At 70.0% G+C, this 20,087-nt stretch carries 14 protein-coding genes, 2 pseudogenes and 1 CRISPR repeat array; of the genes and pseudogenes, 2 read left to right on the forward strand and 14 right to left on the reverse strand.

Features of this window, described 5'->3' with window-relative positions; genetic code table 11:
• Window positions 1–55: 55 nt before the first annotated feature.
• A CRISPR array of direct repeats spans window positions 56–1,853; the repeat unit is 29 nt; unit sequence GGGACCACCCCCGCGAGCGCGGGGACCAC.
• A 112-nt stretch (window positions 1,854–1,965) separates the two neighbouring features.
• From cas2e to casA, 7 genes are all read right to left on the reverse strand, one after another.
• Window positions 1,966–2,328: a type I-E CRISPR-associated endoribonuclease Cas2e gene (gene cas2e / locus QMK28_RS26525; RefSeq protein ID WP_326442117.1), complete on the reverse strand. Its 363-nt coding sequence runs from the start codon at window positions 2,326–2,328 to the stop codon at window positions 1,966–1,968.
• Entirely contained in the window at window positions 2,325–3,272 is a 948-nt protein-coding gene (cas1e, locus tag QMK28_RS26530) for a type I-E CRISPR-associated endonuclease Cas1e (RefSeq protein ID WP_326442118.1), read from the reverse strand. Before cas1e ends, cas2e begins: the two co-directional genes overlap by 4 nt.
• The gene (cas6e, locus tag QMK28_RS26535; protein ID WP_326442119.1) at window positions 3,269–3,991 is read right to left on the reverse strand and encodes a type I-E CRISPR-associated protein Cas6/Cse3/CasE; all 723 of its coding nucleotides are present in this window, start codon (window positions 3,989–3,991) and stop codon (window positions 3,269–3,271) included. The genes cas1e and cas6e overlap by 4 nt, the downstream gene beginning before the upstream one ends.
• Window positions 3,991–4,773 (reverse strand): type I-E CRISPR-associated protein Cas5/CasD, encoded by a 783-nt coding sequence (gene cas5e, locus QMK28_RS26540; RefSeq protein ID WP_326442120.1) that lies wholly within the window; start codon window positions 4,771–4,773, stop codon window positions 3,991–3,993. Before cas5e ends, cas6e begins: the two co-directional genes overlap by 1 nt.
• Window positions 4,770–5,987 (reverse strand): type I-E CRISPR-associated protein Cas7/Cse4/CasC, encoded by a 1,218-nt coding sequence (cas7e, locus tag QMK28_RS26545; protein ID WP_326442121.1) that lies wholly within the window; start codon window positions 5,985–5,987, stop codon window positions 4,770–4,772. Before cas7e ends, cas5e begins: the two co-directional genes overlap by 4 nt.
• 169 nt (window positions 5,988–6,156) lie before the next feature.
• Window positions 6,157–7,050, reverse strand: a complete 894-nt coding sequence (gene casB / locus QMK28_RS26550; RefSeq protein ID WP_326442122.1) for a type I-E CRISPR-associated protein Cse2/CasB — start codon at window positions 7,048–7,050, stop codon at window positions 6,157–6,159.
• Entirely contained in the window at window positions 7,047–11,879 is a 4,833-nt protein-coding gene (casA, locus tag QMK28_RS26555; protein WP_326442123.1) for a type I-E CRISPR-associated protein Cse1/CasA, read from the reverse strand. The genes casB and casA overlap by 4 nt, the downstream gene beginning before the upstream one ends.
• A gap of 934 nt (window positions 11,880–12,813) precedes the next feature.
• On the opposite strand from casA, the pseudogene QMK28_RS26560 reads away from it, so the two are divergent.
• Window positions 12,814–13,091, forward strand: a pseudogene (locus tag QMK28_RS26560) (ATP-binding protein); the annotation flags it as partial.
• Between the two features lie 267 nt (window positions 13,092–13,358).
• On the forward strand, window positions 13,359–13,517 hold the full coding sequence (locus tag QMK28_RS26565; protein WP_326442140.1) for a hypothetical protein: 159 nt from the start codon (window positions 13,359–13,361) through the stop codon (window positions 13,515–13,517).
• Between the two features lie 224 nt (window positions 13,518–13,741).
• Here the strand turns inward: QMK28_RS26565 and QMK28_RS26570 are convergent, their stop codons facing one another.
• The 7 genes and pseudogenes from QMK28_RS26570 to QMK28_RS26600 form a co-directional block, all read right to left on the reverse strand.
• A complete protein-coding gene (locus QMK28_RS26570; protein WP_326442124.1) occupies window positions 13,742–14,365 on the reverse strand; it encodes a hypothetical protein in 624 nt (207 codons plus the stop codon).
• Window positions 14,248–15,363: a DnaB-like helicase N-terminal domain-containing protein gene (locus tag QMK28_RS26575; RefSeq protein ID WP_326442125.1), complete on the reverse strand. Its 1,116-nt coding sequence runs from the start codon at window positions 15,361–15,363 to the stop codon at window positions 14,248–14,250. The genes QMK28_RS26570 and QMK28_RS26575 overlap by 118 nt, the downstream gene beginning before the upstream one ends.
• Window positions 15,363–16,568, reverse strand: coding sequence for a DNA cytosine methyltransferase (locus tag QMK28_RS26580; RefSeq protein ID WP_443050831.1), 1,206 nt, complete (start codon window positions 16,566–16,568; stop codon window positions 15,363–15,365). Before QMK28_RS26580 ends, QMK28_RS26575 begins: the two co-directional genes overlap by 1 nt.
• Before the next feature lie 462 nt (window positions 16,569–17,030).
• Window positions 17,031–17,423 (reverse strand): annotated as a pseudogene (locus tag QMK28_RS26585) (ISAzo13-like element transposase-related protein); the annotation flags it as partial.
• Window positions 17,424–17,567: 144 nt separating this feature from the next.
• Complete coding sequence (locus QMK28_RS26590) at window positions 17,568–18,095, reverse strand: GNAT family N-acetyltransferase (protein WP_326442126.1); 528 nt, start codon at window positions 18,093–18,095, stop codon at window positions 17,568–17,570.
• Window positions 18,096–18,165: 70 nt separating this feature from the next.
• The gene (locus QMK28_RS26595; protein WP_326442127.1) at window positions 18,166–18,984 is read right to left on the reverse strand and encodes a CmcI family methyltransferase; all 819 of its coding nucleotides are present in this window, start codon (window positions 18,982–18,984) and stop codon (window positions 18,166–18,168) included.
• Complete coding sequence (locus QMK28_RS26600) at window positions 18,969–20,087, reverse strand: JmjC domain-containing protein (RefSeq protein ID WP_326442128.1); 1,119 nt, start codon at window positions 20,085–20,087, stop codon at window positions 18,969–18,971. Before QMK28_RS26600 ends, QMK28_RS26595 begins: the two co-directional genes overlap by 16 nt.

Consider the following 20,087-nt stretch of genomic DNA (forward strand, 5'->3'; position numbering starts at 1 on the left):
ACCCCCGCGAGCGCGGGGACCACCAGGGACGCTTGGACCTGCGGAGCGAAGGGATGGGACCACCCCCGCGAGCGCGGGGACCACGGCGGCCTCGGCGCGGCGGGTGGCGTCTTTGAGGGACCACCCCCGCGAGCGCGGGGACCACCGGAGCCTTCCGAACGCGCGGTCGGCCGGGGAGGGACCACCCCCGCGAGCGCGGGGACCACACATCAACGATTGGATCGAGTCTCAACGATTCGGGACCACCCCCGCGAGCGCGGGGACCACCCACAACTTGCACCACGAGCGCCGCTACAGACGGGACCACCCCCGCGAGCGCGGGGACCACGACGGGAAACTGAGGGCGCGGCCAGAGCGGATGGGACCACCCCCGCGAGCGCGGGGACCACGCGTGTCCCGGAGTTGACGGGTCAGGCTGAGGGGGACCACCCCCGCGAGCGCGGGGACCACACCGCCGTCAGGCACCAGGTGGAGCGGGCCAAGGGACCACCCCCGCGAGCGCGGGGACCACAAGATGCGCCGCCCCAGTGAGTCCCGCGTGGTGGGACCACCCCCGCGAGCGCGGGGACCACGAGGAGGAGGTGACGACTCGGAAGGCCGATCTGGGACCACCCCCGCGAGCGCGGGGACCACGCGTGGAAGACGCCCACCGAACGCAACGAGGAGGGACCACCCCCGCGAGCGCGGGGACCACCACGACTGACCCTCCTTCGCCGCCTGCCCGTCGGGACCACCCCCGCGAGCGCGGGGACCACTGTGAGAGCACGCAGAAGACGCGCCGAAGCGCGGGACCACCCCCGCGAGCGCGGGGACCACTTGAAAACTGCCTATGCGGACGAATACGCGCAGGGACCACCCCCGCGAGCGCGGGGACCACACGTCCACCGGTGCAGCGGGCTCGCCTTGGCCGGGACCACCCCCGCGAGCGCGGGGACCACTCGCAAGACCGTGGGCCCGGCTCAAAGGCCCGGGGACCACCCCCGCGAGCGCGGGGACCACCTGGAGGGCGCGCGCCTCGGCCACCTCAGCGTGGGACCACCCCCGCGAGCGCGGGGACCACGTGGGCATGCAGAGGAATCCACACCTCACATCGGGACCACCCCCGCGAGCGCGGGGACCACGCCTGGAGCGCGACGCGACCCGTGAGGCGTCCGGGACCACCCCCGCGAGCGCGGGGACCACGGGACCAGCTCCAGCGCGGCGGCAAGCTCGGTGGGACCACCCCCGCGAGCGCGGGGACCACCGGCGCGGCATCACGGTAACGACCCGCGCGAAGGGACCACCCCCGCGAGCGCGGGGACCACAAGGCGGCCAAGGGTCCGAACTTTACGCAGATGGGACCACCCCCGCGAGCGCGGGGACCACGGACCCGTGACGCGCTCCGAGCCGTTGACGAGTGGACCACCCCCGCGAGCGCGGGGACCACACTTGCATATACGTCGTCCGGGGTGGAGTGACGGGACCACCCCCGCGAGCGCGGGGACCACACAGCGCGGTACAACAAAACGCCTCACCGGAAGGGACCACCCCCGCGAGCGCGGGGACCACTCCCCAACACATCGAACCAGACGGTCTATTCCGGGACCACCCCCGCGAGCGCGGGGACCACTTCTCTAGCGAATCAGGGTGTTCCGGGTGGCGGGGACCACCCCCGCGAGCGCGGGGACCACCTGTTCCCCGGCGGACCGGTGCCGCCGGAGGTGGGACCACCCCCGCGAGCGCGGGGACCACTCGATGTGCCGGGCGACGGCTTCGCTCACGTCGGGACCACCCCCGCGAGCGCGGGGACCACAGCCGGCCCTGGACGAACTCCCGGAAGATCAAGGGACCACCCCCGCGAGCGCGGGGACCACACCCCGCGACCAGCGGCTTTAGGGCGTCGGGTACTGGTTTTTGCTCACTTCTGCAGATTCCGATCATTCGGGCAAAGCGGCGTTTTTCGGTCAGGCGTGCCGGCTCCCACTCCTACCGTGCTCCGTACCGCCGCCGCTTCGCGGCCTTGCTCCAGCCCTGGCCGGGTGGTTCCGGAGGGCGGGTCTCGGGGTGGGGAGATTGGGGGGCCGGGCGGTGGATCAAGGTGAGACCTTCATGGTCGGTGGGGTGCCAGGCATGGTCGTGGGTTTTGAAGGTGAAGCCCTGTTCGTTGTCGGTCTGGTGGACGAGCAGGGCGCGGCCCTGGCCCGAGTACTGGCGGACTTCGGCCCACAGGATGTCGCGTACGCGAGCTGACGGGGCGCCCAGGAAGACGCCGGGTGAGATCTCCAGGAGCCAGCGGGTGAGGAAGCCGCGTAGGCCGGCTGGGCAGTTGGCGAGGACGATGACGGTCACCAGATCGGCTCGTCCCCGTAGTTGCGGCCGCTCTCGACGTGGGTGTCGCCGTTCGACTGCAAGGTGACGCGGTCCTGGTTGTCCGTCGTGTCGCGGGTGCCGTCGTAGCCGAGCAGGTTCTTGATGTCCCGTACACAGCGGTCGAGCAGGTCCGTTTTGTTGATGCGGTCCCGCAGGGCCCTGCGGGTGCGGGACGCCACATCCTCCTCGCCTTCGGCCGCCGCGTCGAACGCCGCTGGTATGGCCACGTCGGTCTTGTACAGGTCGGCCACGTCCAGGACGAAGGACCGTTCGTGGCCGGAGTGGACGAAGCCCAGGCCCGGTGAGCAGCCGAGCGCGCAGACGACGGCGTGCGCGATTCCGTACATGCACTGCGCGGCTGCGGTGACGCCCTGGTTGGGGGCGTCCCCGGCCGCGAAATCGTCGCGGTGGTATTCGCGGCGCCGCCAGGGGACGCCGGTGCGAGTCGACTCTCGGCGGTAGCAGTCCTTGAGGCGGTGTCCCTCCATGCTCAGGAGTTCTTGCCTGGTGCGGCCTGTGGGGTCCTCGTCCGGGAAGCGCAGGCGGTACATGGCCCGGGCCACCTCCAGGCGGGTACGGCGGTTCGCCCATGCCGTGGCCTGTGCTTCGGCCATGCCTGAGGAACGGGTCAGGGCGCGCCCGCCCGCGTAGAAACGCACGCCGTGCTCACCCACCCACACCACTCCGGCCCCGCACTCTCCGAGGACGGACATGGCCTGATGCGTTACCCGGGTGCCCGGGCCGAGGAGCAGCGTCCCGATGGTGGCGGACGGGATGTGGGTCACCCCGTCGGCGTCCGTCGCGGTGATCGCGTTGTCGTCACGGTGCACGGTGCACCGCTCCAGGTAGATGAAGGAGATTCGGTCCCCGACCCGGGTGAGTTCGCGGGGCGAGGACGCGCCCCGGCGGCTGACGGTGCTCATGGCCCACCTATCGGGGCAAGCGTCATCAGACCGCAGCCGTACGCTTTCGCCTTGCCAAGACCGTGGGTGAGGGTCTGGCGGAAGACGACTGGATCGGCGATCCGTAGCCGGCCGTCGAAGGTGACCCGAGTGATGTGCACGTCCTGCTTCGCGTGCTTTTCCGGAGGCCGGCGGAATTGGAGCGGGAGTTGATCCCGCACGATCAGTTCGTGTTCGTCGCCGTATTCTGTCAGCTGGCGGTCGACGGGTTTCCGTGTCACCTCGAAGCCCGCTTTCTCCTGCCGTTCCAGTAGCCACCGCAATTGGTGGTGAGGGGTCCGGTGCGCGGTTCGTTTGGTGCGGTCGCCTTCCTTGTCGGTGGGTTTGCGGATGTTGTGCACCGGGTTCGCCGTGAGACGGAATCCCCAGGTGTCCCCTACGGAGAGGGCGTCGAGGAACTCTCCGTAGGCGAATGTCGCCCACCCTGGGGTGTCCAGGGTCGGCCAGCCTGCCTGCTCGACGAGGTGGGTCAGGTCGGGGCGGGTGGGGCTGACGATGAATAGCTTCGTCTCGGCCTGATGGTCGCGGTCGACGCGCCACAGGACCCGTGGGCCCTGTCCGTCCCGGTGCGGGAGCTCGGGGAACGCCATGTTCACGGTGCCGTGCATGAGGTGGGGCGAGCCGAGCAGCCGACGGGCCTCGGTGCGACCGGTGTTGAAGCGGAAGCGGGTCAGGTACATCAGATGGTCCTCGGGGGTGCGTCGGCTGGCCGCGTAGTCCTCGTGGGTGCGGGGGAGGGCATGGGTGCGAGTGCGGTGGTCGGGTCGTGGGACGGCGTCGGGGGGAGGGGCGGAGCGGTGATCTGTCCGCTGCGGACACCGCGTAGCCCGTACTGGCGGTGGCGAGGGTCGAAGCTCAGCGGTGTGTCCCGGACAGAGATGTCCGGGATTTCCGTGGGCGGGCAGTCGATCAGCAGATCCAGTGCCTCACTCCCGGCCACGCCGCTTTCGCCCCTCGCGGTCCGGTTCAGCTGTTGGAGATACCACGGGGACGCCTGCCACGCGGTGTCTCGCAGGGCATCCTCCAAGGGTGTCTCCAGCGGCGGGCCCATAGTGATCGGCTGCGACGGAGGGCAGGAGCGGCGGCCGAGGTACGGCAGGAAGAAGGGGGTGAGCAGCGCCTCGTACAGTTGGTGGAGCAGCCGCGCATCGCCTTCCACGCCCGCGACGAACACCGCGTCCGCGAGGTAGAAGCGCTCCGACAGCGGCATGGCCTTGCCCGAGTCGGCGTGGTGTGCGGTCTGGAAGTCCCGCAGCCGTGAGCCGGGCTGGTCGATCCGTACGCCGAACCGCAGTGCCGCCAGGTCCGAGAGGTCTGCCTCCCGGGTACGGCCGAGCGCGGCGGCGAGCAGGCCGAGCACACCGCTCTTCGTCGGCGCGTTCTCGGTGCTGCGGCGGGCGAAGCGAGCTGCTGAGCCCCACGACTGGAAGGGCCCCGCGAGTCGCAGCAGCAGCACGCTCATGCGCTGGACCCCAGCCGCTCCGCGACGGCGTCCTCCACGTCTTTCACCAGGTCCGCCAGCGTCAGCTCGGTGCCGAGCCCCGCCAGCGGCTTCGTCCCGTCACCGACGCGCAGGACCCAGCTCCGCTCTTCGGCCGGTACCCCGTACTGCTTCTCCAGATCCGGTACGTACCTGGCGAGGCGTTTGCAGCTCTCTCCCAGGAAACCGCCTGCCTCGCCCTGCCGCACCGGCTCTTCGAAGGCACCGACGAAGCTGATCGGCCGTCGCGTGCGGAGTTTGACGATCACGGCCGCCGGCAGCGTGTGGTTGCCGAATGTATTGATCTTCCCGGTCGGGAGCGAGGTGATGAAACTTTCGAGGAAGGCGCCTACGGCCTTCTGTACAGGTGTCGTCGGCGACTCGTCCTCCCGCAGTCCCGTGCCGAGGTTCCTGTGCAGTTCGTCGACATCCACGGCGGCGTAGCGGTACAGGGTCGCGGAGTTGAAGTCGATAGTGCCGATCATTCCGGCACCCGTCTCGGCGTCGGTGTTCCTGTCGTCCACCGCGGTGTAGTAGTCCGACTCGATCTCCGACTTGTGCACGCTGATGGCGTGGGCAACTTGCGTAGCGGCCTCTACGTTGAGGTCTGTCGAGTCGGCGACCATCCGGCCGAAGAGCGCGATGTCCACGGAGTGGCGGGTGTCGACCGCCTGTCGGGCTTTCGGCTTGTTCTCCTTGGCCTTCAGGAAGTCTTTCAACGCTTTGAGGTCACCGCCGGAACTGCCCTCCACGGCCAGCGCGGCCAAGGCGTCGAGCTGCCGCCTGCTCAGGAACATCAGGTACAAGGACTCCGGGGCCGCCGTCTTGCTCTCCCCGTCGGCGTCGACCGTGTCCTCCTTTGCCTTACGCTTCGGTACCTCGATCTTGGAGCCGGTGGCGGCCCGCATCATCTCGGCGGCCAGTTCGACCGCCACGGACGATTTCAGCGACGGCTCCAGTGCGGTGATGCGCTCGGCCAGCGCCTCGGCGACCTTCTTCGTCCGTACCCCCAGTTCGGAGGGGGGCAGCAGGTCGTTGAAGGCTTTCCGGGTGGCGCGCTTCCATGCCTGGCTGGAAACCCGTGCCCGCCGTACACCGCCGTACACCGCCGACTTGGGGGTGCCGGTGTCGTCCCGGTTGAGGTTGCTCGGGGGGACGGTCTGAAGGATGTGGATGTCGAGGATGGTTCGCGTCACCGGGAGTTCCATTCCTTGTTGTGGCGAAGGGTGATGTGGCTTGCGGGGGCTTTCACGCGGATGGAATGAGCGGCCTTCGTCCGGAGGAGCAGGGAAGCCGCAGAAACCCGTGGAAGGAGGCCGACCGTTCCGGCCGAGGGAATTTCGCACGAGAGCAGGGCGAGGTGGCTCATTCCCCGGAGTCGTACACGTCGTCCCCGTAACTGCCGTACTCGTCCCTGGCGAGGGAAGGCGTCTCCGCATCCCCGGTACTGGCGCCGTTCCCGACCCGTGACGGGGACCGTTCGTAGGACAGGTGGAAGTCGCGGCCCCAGGTGCGGCGGATGTCGGCCCGCCGGTTGTCGTCCTGCCACTCGTAGAGCTGATCGGCGAGCCGGCCGTAGTCGAGCGGAATCCGCGCGTTGCGGAGCAGCAGCACCATCTCCCGCAGCCGGACGGCCAATGAGTCGAACGAAGCCGAGGTACCGATCCGCACGAAACGCTTGCGGAGTGTTTCGTTCAGTTCGTCGTCGCTCTGTCCCCGATGGCCACCGGCCGCCGAGCCGTCCGTGTCGGCGGCGGAATCCACCGCATCGGTCTTCCCCCGGGCCAGACGCCGGACCGCCCGCCCGAGAGTCCAGCCGAACTCGTGCATGTTCGCGTCCCGGACGGACTGCTGATGAAGGGCCCATAGGGTCACGGCGAGATGGACCGCTTCCTCCTCGGCACGCTCGTGCCGCTCACTCTTGCGCCGCTCATCCGGGGAGAAGAACTTCGCCGGTGCTTGGCTCTCCTGCGTCTCCGGCTCGGCCGCCGGCTGCGCCAGAATGTAGGCCAAGTCCTCCATACCGTCGATGCCCCAGGTGTCGGGGGACTCGTGCGCCAGTCGGCCGGCGCCGCGGCGCAGCCGCGCCAGAGTCGCCACGGCGGCCGGGTTGTCCTTGCGGTACAGGAATTGGAGCCGCGTGACACAGCGGACCGTCGCGCGCCCGGGGGCTTGCGGAGGTCGATGGCGGATACCGGCCGGGCGCAGGGCGCCACCCGAGGGGGCAGATCCTCCCGGCGGCTGCGTACTGGTGGTCATATGACGGCCTCCGTCTGATCGTCGTCGCGGGTGGGTCCGGAATCGGGCCGCGGGGCGGGGGCCGCTGAGCTGGGCACAGTGGTGCCCCGCCTTTCGGGGCCTGATCCTTCGGGCCGAGAGGCGGCAGGGGGCAGCACCTGGTTCAGCCGCCGACGGAACCAGAGGTCCGCGCGGGTGTCATCGATCCAGCGTCGGCCGACCCCGGGGACATCGATGACCCGCCCTTCCGACGCGGCCGGACCTACGGAGTCGAGCAGCCCCCGGCCGAGCCGCATGACGTGGTGGCGCACGGTGTGCTGCCACTGCGTTCTGGCAGCCTGCGGGTCGGAGCAGGTTGCCAGATCTGCCAGCCATCTCCGGTACGGGCCGTCCAGCGCGCCGAATCCGAGATCGCGAGCGGCTCCTGTGGCCGGAGCGGGATCCGAGCCGGCGGCCCGGGCCAGGTTCCCGGCGAGCCGGCCAAGGGCGGTCACGGCGTTCTCCGCGTCGGTTACAGCGTCGACCGCTGTGGCGCCGTACGTCGGGTTCTCCGCGTGCAGCAGGATCAGAGGGAATACCACGGAGTCGTCCACGACCTCGTCCACGACCGACTGTTGCGTGCCGTACACGGCTCCGACGAGTCGCACCCGGATCAGCGTGCCCGGGTTGAGTTCTCCCTCTGTGGTGAGCATGGAAAACCAGTCGACGACACCGGCGGGAAGAGAATCGGGCGTCCCGCGTCCACTGTCGTCCGTCGCGGAGCGCCGGACGGGGAGGAGGCTGGCCAGCCCCCGCCAAGCCGCCCTGCTCGGATCGTGCTGTCGTGGCATGTAGACCAGCGGACGCGCCTGTTTCTTCTCCTGCGTGGGGCTCCGCCGCCAGCCCGACATGGGCTCCAGCTTCCAGGGGGCGTACGGGGTGAGCGCGTCGCCGTAGCCGAGGACGACGCCGGTCACCGCCCCACCCCCGGTGTGCAGGCGGACGCGGCGGGACTGCCAGGTGTAGAGGTCCCGCAGGCCGTTCGGCCGGCGGCTGCCGGGGGTTTCCTCGAACGGTCCGGGGCCCAGGGGCGGGCGCCGCCAGACAGGCAGGTCGTCGTGCCCTGTCCCCCCGCTGCCTTCGATGTCCACGATGCCCTCGCCCAGGGCGATCAGATTCAACAGCAGCGTCTCGCGCAGGTTCGCACCCTCGGCGAAGATCCCGCCCAGATTGCCGGCGGATCCCACTCCCTGCGGGTAGACCTTCCCGGCCTTGGCCCGCTTGTCGCCCGCCATGCCGGACTTGATCCCGGACGAGTCATACGCGTGTGCGTGCACCAGCCACCTGGCCGCCTCCGCGTAGGACAGCCGGCCCACACCGGGGCGGCGCATGGCGAAGAACGGGTCTCCGTTGGGGACGTCTGCGACGATCCGGTTGAGCGAGGCGATCTCGTCGTTCGCCGTGCGCAGGGCCGCCACCTGGAAGAACGGCTCCTGTGGATGCAGCAGGTCGAAGCGGTGCCCGTGCGTGTCGAGATAGCCGGGGACAACGCCGAAGGGGTCCTCCGACTGCCACAGTTCGTCCCAGTCCTCCAGTTCCGCGGGGCCGTTGAGCGCGTCATACAGGATCGCCAGCAGCAGCCGCAGAAGGGCGAACTCCTGGGTGGGCAGGTCCCCCACGAGACGACGCAGGTCACCGGCCTGGGCGAAGACGTCCCGGAGCGACAGCTCTTCCGTGCGTCCGTCGAGACGCTGGACCGGCAGCCAAGAGGACGTGACGAGGTCGAAGGAGAGCGGTTCGGGAGTCGCCGAGTGCGGGGGAGCCGAAGGGCTTACCTCTTTCACGTTGTCGGAGACGGGGTCGTGGCCGGGCAGGGGTGCCTCCCCAGGGACACGGGAGGTGCGGTCGTCCGCTGTCTCGTCATGTGAGCTGTCCTCTCCTGAGCTGGTTCCGTCTCCGGGCGGCCCGGGTGCGGTCGCGCTGACGGGGGACACCCGCAGTCCGTCGACGCTGCTGTACCGGAGATGGAATCCTGACAGACGGGTCTGACAATCCTCATCGAGAACAAGCAGCAACTCCCCTGCCAGCCACGGGCATTCCTTCACCTGCCAGGCCGGGACCATGAACCGCTCCAGCTCGCCGATGGTCCGGTCGATCACCCACGGCTTGGAGAACTGCCAGGGCAGCGTGATCGCGCTCGCGGCGACCGCCTGGGCGGTGCGTCTGCCCGGCGGGAAGTCGGTGGGCAGCACCAGGCCGCCCCGCCCCCCGTCGAGCCACGGGACGGTGGTCAGCCGGCCGTCCTGCTGTCGCTGTACGACGAGTACTTCCAGGCTCTCCTCACTGTCCCGTACCTGGGCGCGGCCCGCGCGGCTGTCGTCCACGTCACCGGCGTTGGCCTCCAGCCAGCCGTACACCGGCCGCCCCGCGCGGCGGACCGGACCGAGGAGGAACGCCTCAGCCTTCTCCCGCTTCTGCGCGAGGAGCCGCAGGTGTTTCGCGCGGGCCTCGCTCAGCTCCTCGGCCCAGTCGGCCGGACCGACGTCCCCCGCCCCGTAAGCGGCCTGCACGAGCGGGCTGATGTGGTCCGGGAGCACGAGCGGCGCCCCGTCCAGGTGCGGTCCCAGCACGGCCAACGCCCGCAGCAGGGTATGCGGCCCCTGGTAGACGGCGAGCGAGCCGGACACAGGCCGAGCAGGCTCCGCCTGCCAGTCCACCCCCGTCACCAGGCAGCGGGCCCGGACCAGTCGTGGGGGGCGCCGGCGCGGATGGCGGTGCAGTCGCCCCATGCGCTGGAGCAGGAGGTCCACCGGGGCCAGGTCGGTGACGAGAAAATCGAAATCCACATCGAGCGACTGTTCGACGACCTGGCTGGCCACCACCACGTGCGGACCGGCGGGCCGGTCGCCGCCGGGGCCGAACCGTGTACGCAACTCGGTGTCCCTGGCGGCCCGATCGGCCGCCAGGAACCGGGAGTGGGTGATGGTCACCGCCTCGTCACCGAACCGCTCCCGCAGCACCTGGGCCGCTTCCAGCACCCGGTCGACGGTGTTGCGTACGACCAACGCGCAACCCCCGCCCTCGAGTTGCGCTTCCAGTCGATCGGCCAGAAGCGTGAGGTCGTCGTCCAGACGCTCCAGCGATACCTCCGTACGACGTCCTGAAGCGGGAGCGGGCTCCGCAGTGAGGGCCGGAGCACCGGGCGCGACGGCTGTGATCAGGGGATACGCGTCGTCGTTCGAGCCGCCCTGCTTCCCCGCGTCCGCCAACGGCTCCTCAGCCGCACCCGCGTAAGCGGCGGCCAGCGCCCGCCTGCGGTCGGCCGGCAGCGTCGCGGACAGCAGCACTACCGGTACGCGATAGGCAGCGAGCCACTCCAGAACGCGGTCGAGATAGCGGCTCATATACGCGTCGTACGCGTGTACCTCATCGATGATGACGACCTTGCCCGCCACGGCAAGGTGCCGCAGCGCCAGGTGGCGGCTCTTGAGCCCCGCGAACAACACCTGGTCGATGGTCCCTACCGCGAACGATGCGAGGAGCGACTTCTTCCGGCCTCGCAGCCACTGATGGGCATGGAGACCGGCGGGTTCGGAACGCGAAGCCTGCACCCCGCCGATCCGGTCGGAACGGTCCGGCTCGACGGCGGCGATCGCGCGATGCCCCTGCCGCATCATGCCCGCCCAGATATCGTTGAGCGCGGACTTGGCGTGCGCGAGGACAACGGACCGGGGACCGTCCAGGGGCAGGTGCTCAAGCCAGTCCAGCAGACGGGGGAACATGGCGTCGCCGGTGGCACGGGTGGGCAGCGCCACCAGGCAACCACCCGCCCCCGTCCTGGCGGCCAGGATCTCCGCCGCGGCGAAAGCAGCCTCGGTCTTGCCCTCTCCCATGGGCGCCTCGATCATCAGCAGCCCAGCAGCCGGCATGAGCCGAGCCATCCGTACGGCCTCTGCCTGGACCGGCCTGACCTCGGACCCGTCAGGGAGGTTGAAGCGCTCCGCGAACAACACATCGGCCGACTGGGCAGGCTCCGCCGGCGCCCACGGCCCCGGCAGATCGAGACCCTGCCACGCCGCCCTCAGCCGACGGGCCTCACCGACCGGTCCGCGCGGCTCCCAGGAGCACGGGTCGTACGGGAACAGCTCAGGTGCGCTGGCTATCCAATCGGACAGAATCACGACAGCTGTCAGCACCACCTGCACGGGTTGCGGAAGCCGCACCGCCCTCCATGCCGCGAGCCGCTCAGTCACGCCTGCCAGTTCGGCGCAGCTGTCCATCAACTCGTATTGAACCCGCCGCCATTCGTTCTCACTCGGCCCGGGATGCCGCAGCAGACGAGGTCGGAGTTGAAGGTCGTGGATCTGCTGATGCTCGGGCGGCGTCCCATGGTGTCCGCCCGCTACGACCGCGAATTGCCCGGACGCCCGGGAACCCATCCCGTGCCGCTCGGACAGCCACTCCTGGAGCAGCAGCTGACCGGCGAGCCCGTGCGGTGCCATCCGTCTGTCGGTGCCGTACTCCTTGACGGTGGGCATGCCGAGACCGGCGGCACGCATACGGTCGGCGAGGGAATCCACCTGGCAGGCGAAAGCCGGCGTCGCTTTCCCGGTGTCGTGGCTGGCGGCAAGAAACACGACCATCCGACGGGCGTCGGCCTCCTCGGCCGGAAGGCTCTCGGCCACAAGGGCCTTGACATTGCCGGGCAGCCACTCGTCCCACAGCTTCCCGGCCACGGCCGCACTGTCGGCCATATGCCGCCACAGCGGCAGCCAGCCATCGGTCTTCCGGTCGTGCTTCGCCCAAGCCGCCCTGGCGGCGGGGGACAGACGGGCGAACGGTGCTCCACTAGCAGGGAGACCTGCGTTCATAGGCGTATTGGACATGCCTGAGCCCCCTCGGGGGTGTGCAATGCCGAAAAGGGAGAAGGGCAACGGGCGAGGTGGTACAAGCAGCCAAACTGCGGGGATCTGGAGTGTCACGAGCCCGAAGCCAGGCTGACGGCCGGTGCCGAAGGTGAATCGGCGCCGACGCGCGGTCCTGTCACGTACGACGCAGCCTCGGCTGCGTCAGGACCACGACCACAATCACGACGGCACCCCATACCCAGGGCGCATAAGTAGAGGGAGCGGCGGGGCAGGCAGCGATGAGAGCCACGAGCAACGCCTGCCAGGCAGACGGCGATTCGGAGGGTTGGTTCGTTCTGTCTTCAGTGCGTAGCATTGGTGAGTCCTAAAGGTTGTTGAGACCGCTAGGGACGGGTCGGGTGGGGCCCCCTCGTGTGATCGAGGAGGCCGCACCCGGCCTTCTTCACGTGCAGGCACTGCTTCGGGTTCCGGCCCCCGCAGCGGTGCTGCACCTGAGGCTAGCATTGGTGAAGTCAGCCTGGAATAGGTCTTGTTGGAGAAATTTCAGTCGGGTTGTACAGTCCCCAGTTGCTCTTAATCGTGTAGCTAGCGAGAGCGTCGGGTGCGGATCGAGCACCCTCACGACTCCGCCAGTCATGCCTGGCATCGCCACCAGCCCCGCATGGGCGGGGACCAACTACTGAGCCTCTTGGGGTTCTACAGTCCCCAGGGGCCACCCCCGCATCCGCGAGGAGCAGGTCCAGACCTGGCTGGCTCCTGCGGTCCGCATCGCCAGCAGTCCACACACATGATCAGCACGCGGCATGCTGACCTGAACGAGGGGGCAACCCCGCACACCTGGGGCCGATCCCTTCTGGGATCGTCGCATGGTGCCTGGCGAGGGGCTAGCTACTTGCTCCTGAAAAGGGTTTGTCCAGCTGAGAGGCGATGTCGGGGTCGGATCGTGGACGACTACGACTTCTCCTTCCAGCCCGAACTCGACCCGCGCAAGGTCAAGAACCTGGCCACCCTCTCGTTCGTCGAGGGCAAGGCGAACGCTGCCCTGCTGGGCCGGGGGGTCGGCAAGACACACCTCGCAGTCACCCCTGCCGGGCCAGCTTCTCCGTCTACTTCACCACCCCGGACGACACGGTCCGTCAGATGAAGACCGCCGAGGCCGCCGGGTGCCGACGCCCGCTGCACCTACCTCGGCGACTGGGTCTCCACGAAGCTCCGCCGGCACCTGGCGGTCAACGACGCGGAACGCACCGCCCTGGCCCGCCACGCCCACGGATGCGAGGGCACCCACGTCGAGGTGACCCCCGCCCCCTGACGGTATGACCGCCCGGGGCACCGGATGGGTAGAGTGCCGGGCGGTGGCCGGGCGGAGGCGCTGCCGGGCTGGCGGTACTCCGACAGCCCGGTGTGGTGTGCGAGCTCGTCGCTTTGGGTGTTCGCCAGCCCGCGCGCCGCCAGTTCAAGGTGGTGCGCGTCGAACGCCTGGTGCGGGTGGGGCTGGACGGACCGGAGGGGCCGCGTCCCTGCGACCCGACCCGCGGCCGCCCGTCATGGTGCGGGACCAGCTGTTGCGTGCCTGGGATCGTCACGGGCGAGGAGGAGGAGAACGCCCCCTCGAACTCGACGCGGCCACGCAACGGTTGACCGGTCTCTCCACGAGGAGGAAGCCCGGCGCAAAACGCGTCCCGAAGGCCGCGAGGTAGTCGTCCGTCGGTGAGGTCGGATGCCATGCGGCCGTGAGCGATCTCGATGCCCAGGGCTGGACGCGCTGTCACGATCGGGGCGGGGGCCGGATACGGGCTCGGGGCATGGGTTGTTGGCTTGGACGCGGCCCGTCCAGTTCAGTAGCAGACCGGTATCCGGGCCGGTCAGAGCCTTTTGCGGCGGGCGTGGCGCTGGGCGTGAGGCGGTGGGGCGGGGTGGGGGAACGCGAGCAGGTCTTCGCCGGTGGTGCGGCTTTCCCGGGCTGCGGCGTTCAGGGTTTCGGCGGCGCGGCGCAGGTCGTGGTGCAGGCGGGTGGTGACCTCGCGGGTCTCGGGTTCGTGGTGGGTGCGGGCTTCGGCGGCGGCTCGTTGTTCGGTGGCGGCGAGGAGGGCGTCGCACAGGTGCGCGGCGGCGTGGTGGGTCAGGGCGGCGGTCTGGGCCAGGGCGTGGCGGGCGCGCCGGGCGCGGGGGTGTTGGGGGAGGCCGGTGCACAGGCGGGTGACGTGTGCGGTGATGTCGCCTGCCAGGTGGGCGGTCGTGGTGAGCGTCGTGTGGAGGGAGGCGACGGTGGTGGTGTCGGCGTCGAGGAGTTGCTCGTACTGGCGGGCGAGGTGTTCGAGGCGTTCGGCGTAGCGGATCAGGGTGTGGGGCAGGTCGGTGGGCTGGGGGGTCAGCGCAGGCTCCGGGGCTTGGTCTGGAGGGCGGGTCGCGTGCGGACCGGTAAGGCTGTGGGGGTGTGGCCTGGTGGGGGCGCGGCAGCTGGAGGATTGCCCTGGGCGCGGTGCCATCGCTGGCGCAGGGCGGTGAATTCGCCCAGTGCGCGGCGGGCACCGGTGATGAGTTGGTGCGGGGTGTTGGCGGGGTCCTCGGTGAACGTGTGGATCCGGGTGGCGGTGGTGTGGGCGCCGGTGAGGAGGGCGCGTTGGAGGATTTGTTCGGCCCAGTGTTCGGGTGAGCCGACCGGTGTTGAGGTGAGGGCGAGGAGGCCGGCGGGGGTGAGGCCGGTGGCGAGCAGTCCGCGGTGCTGCGCTTCCCACAGCACGGTGACCGGGTCGACCGGGTCGCCGCGGTGGGCCAGTGCGGTCAGGCATCGGTAGAGCTGTCCGTGCAGCGGTTCGGCGAAGTCCTCCGGTTGGAGCCAGCGCAGGTTTTGGAGCGTGTGGGGGTGGGCGGTCGCGGTGGCGAGGAAGAGCCGTTCCTCGTCCAGCGCCGCCTGGCTCCCGTCCGGTGCTGGCGGTGCTGGCTGCGGTGTGCGGGGGAGCGATCCGGGATGCGGCGTGAACTGGGCGGCCAGCTCGTCGAGATGCCGGGCGAGGACGTCGGCCTGCCGGAGGACGACGGCCACCGGGTGGGGCAGGGTGGGATCGGTGACGGTCTGCGCCAGCCGCTGGGCGTGCCGGCGCAGGGTGCGGCGGGCGTGCTCGGCTCGCACCATCCGGGCGTACGCCCCCGCGTGCTGCGCTCGGGGGCAACTGCTGATCAGTGTGTGGAGGTAGGAGGCGGTCAGTGCGGGGGCGGCGGTGACGGCGGTGGCGAGGACGGGGTTCAGCCACAGGGGTGCCTGGGCGTGCGCTTCCGGGCCGGGCGGGGTGAGGGTGCGCAGCGCCGCGTACACGGCGGCGTGGGAGGCGTTGGCGAAGTGTGCGGGCAGCAGTTGCGCGCTCTGGGGCAGTTGGTCGGGGTCGAGGAGCAGCGCGCCGAGCAGGGCCTGCTCGGCGTAGTGCGCCGGCCCAGGCGGGATCGGGTCCAGGTCGCTGTCGGGGTGCGGGTGGGAGGGGAGGGGCATCAGGCCGCCAGGGTGAAGTCGTCGGGGCCCAGGGTCTTGCCGAGGTGCGGGGCGAGCAGGTGGGCGGCCAGCCGGGGTGGGACGGCGTTGCCGATCTGGCCGAACATCTGGCCCTTGTTGCCCTGCCAGGGGTAGTCGGTGGGGAAGGTCTGCAGGACGCCGGCCTCCCGTGCGCTGATCCGACTCGACTCCGGCACTACGGCGGCCGGCGCTGCGCAGGTGCCGGGCGGGGGTGCGGCGACCCACAGGCACTCGTTGGCCCGGTGCCCGAAGAACAGCGTGCCGGCCGGCTCATGGACCGAGCGGACGGTGGCGTTGGCCTGGTTGTTGCTGCGCAGTGACCATGACCAGCGGTGGGCCTCGGCGGTGAAGGTCGGCGCCGGGGCATCCGCGGCCCGGTCCGCGCGCCGGCCGTGCCGTTCGGCCCAGCCGGCGCCCTCGCGGCGGGACTGGAGGACCAGTGCCGTCCCGGGAGGGTGCGGTTGCCAACGGCCGCGGTGCCGGGCGTCGGCGAGCGCTTTGCGGGAGCCGCTCGGGAACGGCTCGGGCCCGCCCCCGGGTCCGCCGCCGGCGCACAGGGTGGGCACCGGACGGTCGGTCGCACCCCACCCGAGGGCCTCGGCCATGGACACCCACCGCTGTCGGCCGGGCCCGAACAGGGACTCGGGCTCCGGGATGCGGGCGTGGGTGGGCTCCGGCGGCGCGGCGGCCCGGACCCGGGAGGCGAGCAGGATCGCCCGCCGCCGGGTCTGCGGCACACCGTAGTCAGCGGCGTTGACGATGCCCGTCCATACCGAGAAGCCCCAGCCGCGCAGGATCGCGGCGTACTGACGCCACAAGGGCAGTACGTCCGGGACTTCCTCCATGGCGATCCACTCGGGCTCGCCGCTCGCGTTCAGGGCGTGCAGGTAGCGCATCGGCTCGGCGGCCAGCAGGGAGCGCGCGTCCCGGCAGGAAGCGAGCAGCTGCGTGCGGGTGTCGTGGCCTTGGGCGAGGTCGGCGACGGCCTGGTGGACCAGTGGCTGGTCGAGGAGTCCGAGGCGTTTGCCGGCCATGCTCCATGCCTGGCAGGGCGGGCTGGCGATGAGGCCGGTGGTCCGGCCGGTGAACGGCCACACTGGATAGCCGGCCACGTCGGTGCGGATGGTCGACTGTCCGGCGGCGGCGCGGGTCTTGCAGGCCCAGGCGTCCCACTCCAGGCCCACGTCCCGCACGCCGAGCAAACTCAGCGCGTGCGACCAGCCGCCCGCGCAGTTGTGTCGGCAGAGACCGTGTCCCCCGCAGGTCGTGTCGCTTTACACCAGGGCTGATCTTCTGGTGCGTGTCGCGTTACGGCGAGCCATGGCGTCCCATTCTCAACTCGGCCATGTGGCTGACATCACACTACCGGGAGTGATCGTCGGCATCCTGTATGAGTCCCGACTACCTCTCGGCGCCCATAGCGCCAGGGTGCAGCCGTTCACCCGCGCCTGAGCGGCCGCGAGATTGAGGGCGTCCCGCAGGTTCGAACGCGAAGCCGTTTGTCTCCAGACTGCGGTATGTCTCACGAGATCAAGACTGGTTGTGATGAGATGTATATGCGGTATGCAGCTTATAGTCACATCAGTGAACTTCTCAGGGCGTGAAGGGAAGCCGGGCCCGTCCCCTGTGACGGTCTGCTTGCCAGACGGATACTGCTTGCCTTCCAGGGGTTTAGCGTTGGCCTGCAAGCTGAAGTCCTCCCCTCGCAGCAGGTCACCGACCGTGTCCGCACCGACCTTGTGCCCCTGGTGGGTCAGCTCGTCGGCCAGACTCCTGGCCGACTTGGTCGTCCACCGTTGCGGCGACATCGGATCGCCACGCTCGTCTGGCACTATTAGAGCCAGCAGCGCCGGACGCAGCCTTGGATCGACCTGCGCGGCCTTCTTGCGGCCGCCGCCCGGCCGGCGAACCCGCCCAAGAGGCTCGGATCCCGCTTCCAACTCGCCTACACCCTTGCGGACCGTTGCCTTACTCATCCCGGCTGCCGCCGCGACTGCTCAGATCCCGCCGTGGCCCAACATCCGAGCCTCGGCCCCCATCAGTAGACGCCGCCGTCGCTCATCCAGATGCGGGAACAACAACCCGAACCTCAAAGCGAGTTGATTCCTCGCATCTCGCGACGCGCTCGTACCAGATCAACGAACCGCACAGCCGGAAGCAACACGTTGGTTTTCTGCGAGCCCTTAGTCACCGAGGACCCGCTCCCACAGCAGCCCGTCCCGCCAGCTCCCGTCGAGAAAGATCGAGGAGTGCGCGACGCCGTACGGGCTGAACCCGTTGCGGCGCAGCACCCGCTGCGACGGCAGATTCTCCAGATTGGTGGACGCCTCGGCGCGGTGCAACCCGAGTTCGTCCGTCATTACCCGGAGTGCAAGCCCGACGGCGTGCCCGGCGTGCCCCTGATTCTGGGCGACGCTGGCGATCCAGTATCCGACGGAGCAGCGGCGCAGGTGCGGCTGCGGCAGGATGCCTCCGAGGGTGACCTGCCCGATCACCTGGTCGTCGGCGAGCACCACGCCCGGCCAGACCGTGCCGGCCCTGTGTCCGGCCAGCAGGCTGTCGATCCGCTCCGCCTGGCCCTCCGGTGTGAAGAAGTCGACCGGTTGGGCCGGTTCCCACGGCCGGAAAGCCTCGAAGTCCCGCACCCGATGCGCGGCGATCGGGGCGGCGTCGGTGGGCTCTATCAGGCGGATCCTGGTGCTGCTGCGCATGGGCTGATCCTCGTCGCGGTGCGTCGGATGAGACGGTCAGCTTATGCGAGGCTGCCCGCACCGCCGCACCCTACGTCCGCCGGAGGATCGAGTCGATCGCGCAGCTCGTGTTCTCGCCGAACAAGTCCAGATACCGGGTGTCGAGCTGGTACTGATGCGGGCTGCTCCGGAGGAACTCCCGGAGGGTAGCTCGCTTCGCCAGGCTGTCCTCGATCAGTAGGTAGTCACCGGTGGCCAGTCGGGCGTCGAAGAAGTCGAGCACGGCTCGGACGTGCGCGTGCGCGTCCTCGATCACCAGCCAGGGCCTGGGCAGGTCGTCGCAGTCGGCGAGCACCTCGCCGAGGTGGCCAATGTCCCCGGTCCGAAAGCTCACCCGATCGTCTGTGAGGTCCACGGCGGTGCGATCGATCGAGATGATCACCGGCAGCAGGTCGTGCGCCTCGGCGACGTCGGCCAGCCAGAGCGCGCTCCCGCCGCTGCCGGAACCGAGTTCGATGACCGTGCCCGGGGCCAGCTCGGCGAGCAGCATCGGATAGCTGGCCAGGTCGAACACCGTCTTGTACAGCGGCCTACCGGCCCAGGTCAGGTGATCGGTGACGCCCTGGGTGGCGACGAAGTTCTGGACCGGGAACGCCAGGGCCGCGAGCACTTCCCGGTCGGATCGATCGAGGCGCGGCAGCGGATCGCGGAACCGTTCCGCCGTCAGTAGCGCGACGTACGGGCTCAGTTCGTCGGTCCGGCCGGTGTGCCGGGCCTCGGTGACCGCACCCCGGATGTGGTGGTCGTGGTAGGTGGAGATGCCGCCCTGCCGCGCGACCTTCGCGGCTACGAGACGCTCGGCGGTCTCGGCGAGTTCGTTGACCTCGTCCATGCTCAGCGGCCCGGACACGGTGCGGAACAGACCAACCTGGCGTCGATCAGGAGGTCGAGTAGCTCCTGATCCGTTTCCAGTTCGGTCAGGGTGAAGCTGTCCGTGCGGCCCAGCACAGCGCGACATGGGGCTTCCTGGCCGGGCTCCAGGGCGAGCAGCCTGTCGGCGGTCCGCAACCGGACCCCGTCGACGTGCAGGACGCCCTCAGGATGGGCGTGGAACCGCGCCGCCCGGTCGTCGCCGATCACCGACCACACCGACCGGGCGGGTAGCGGGTCGAATTGCTCCAGCCGCGTATCGACCGCCCGGGTCGCCAGAATCGCGGGGTCCAGCTTCGCGATCATGTCGGTGATCTCGGCCATCGCCTCGGTGATCGTGGCTTCGGTGCGTGCACCGTCCCGGAATGCGCCCGGGGGCAGCTCCCGGGCCAGCCCGGGCTCGCGCAGCACCTCGGCCAGCAGTGCGCGCAGCACGGCGTCGAGCTTCGTGGCCCATACGGTGAAGGTCAGGTGCAGGCTCGGCTCCGCGCCGCTGCTGCCGGTGTGCCACCAGCCCTGGGGTATCCACAGCACATCACTCTCAGCCAGGACGATCTCCAGGTCGGCGGGGTCGGTTGCCGGGTCGCGGTGCGGCGCCCACAGCCGCCAGGACTTGCTGCCCGCGACCTGGGTCAGCCAGGCGTGGTAGGGATCATGGTGCGCGTCGAAGCCCCGCTCCGTGCGGGGCGTCAGGTAGGCGTTGACGAACACCGGATGCCCGATCTCGGCCGCCAGTTGTCGGCACGTGTCTGCCAGCGGCGGCCAGAACCGCTGCAACCCCTGGAGCACGAGCGTGGCTCCGCCGGTCAGCTCGGTGCCGATCCGGACCGGATCGGCCAGCCCCTGGATGGCCTGCGAGGTGTGCCGCTCCGGGCGGGTCAGCTTCTCCATCGGTACCAGTTGATGGTCCTTGGCCATCCGGAACGCCGGTGCCTGTAGCCCCTGGTCGTTGAGAATTGTGTCCAGCGCCGACCAGGTCAAGGTGGCTTGCAACTCGGTGGCAGTGCCCACCCGGTGGTAGGGCGTGGCCGGCCAACCGTCGGCGAACCAGGTCGGGTCGCCGAGCGCGTGAAGGACGTTCAT

It is taken from the genome of Streptomyces sp. H27-D2, assembly GCF_035828615.1.
GTDB lineage: Bacteria > Actinomycetota > Actinomycetes > Streptomycetales > Streptomycetaceae > Streptomyces.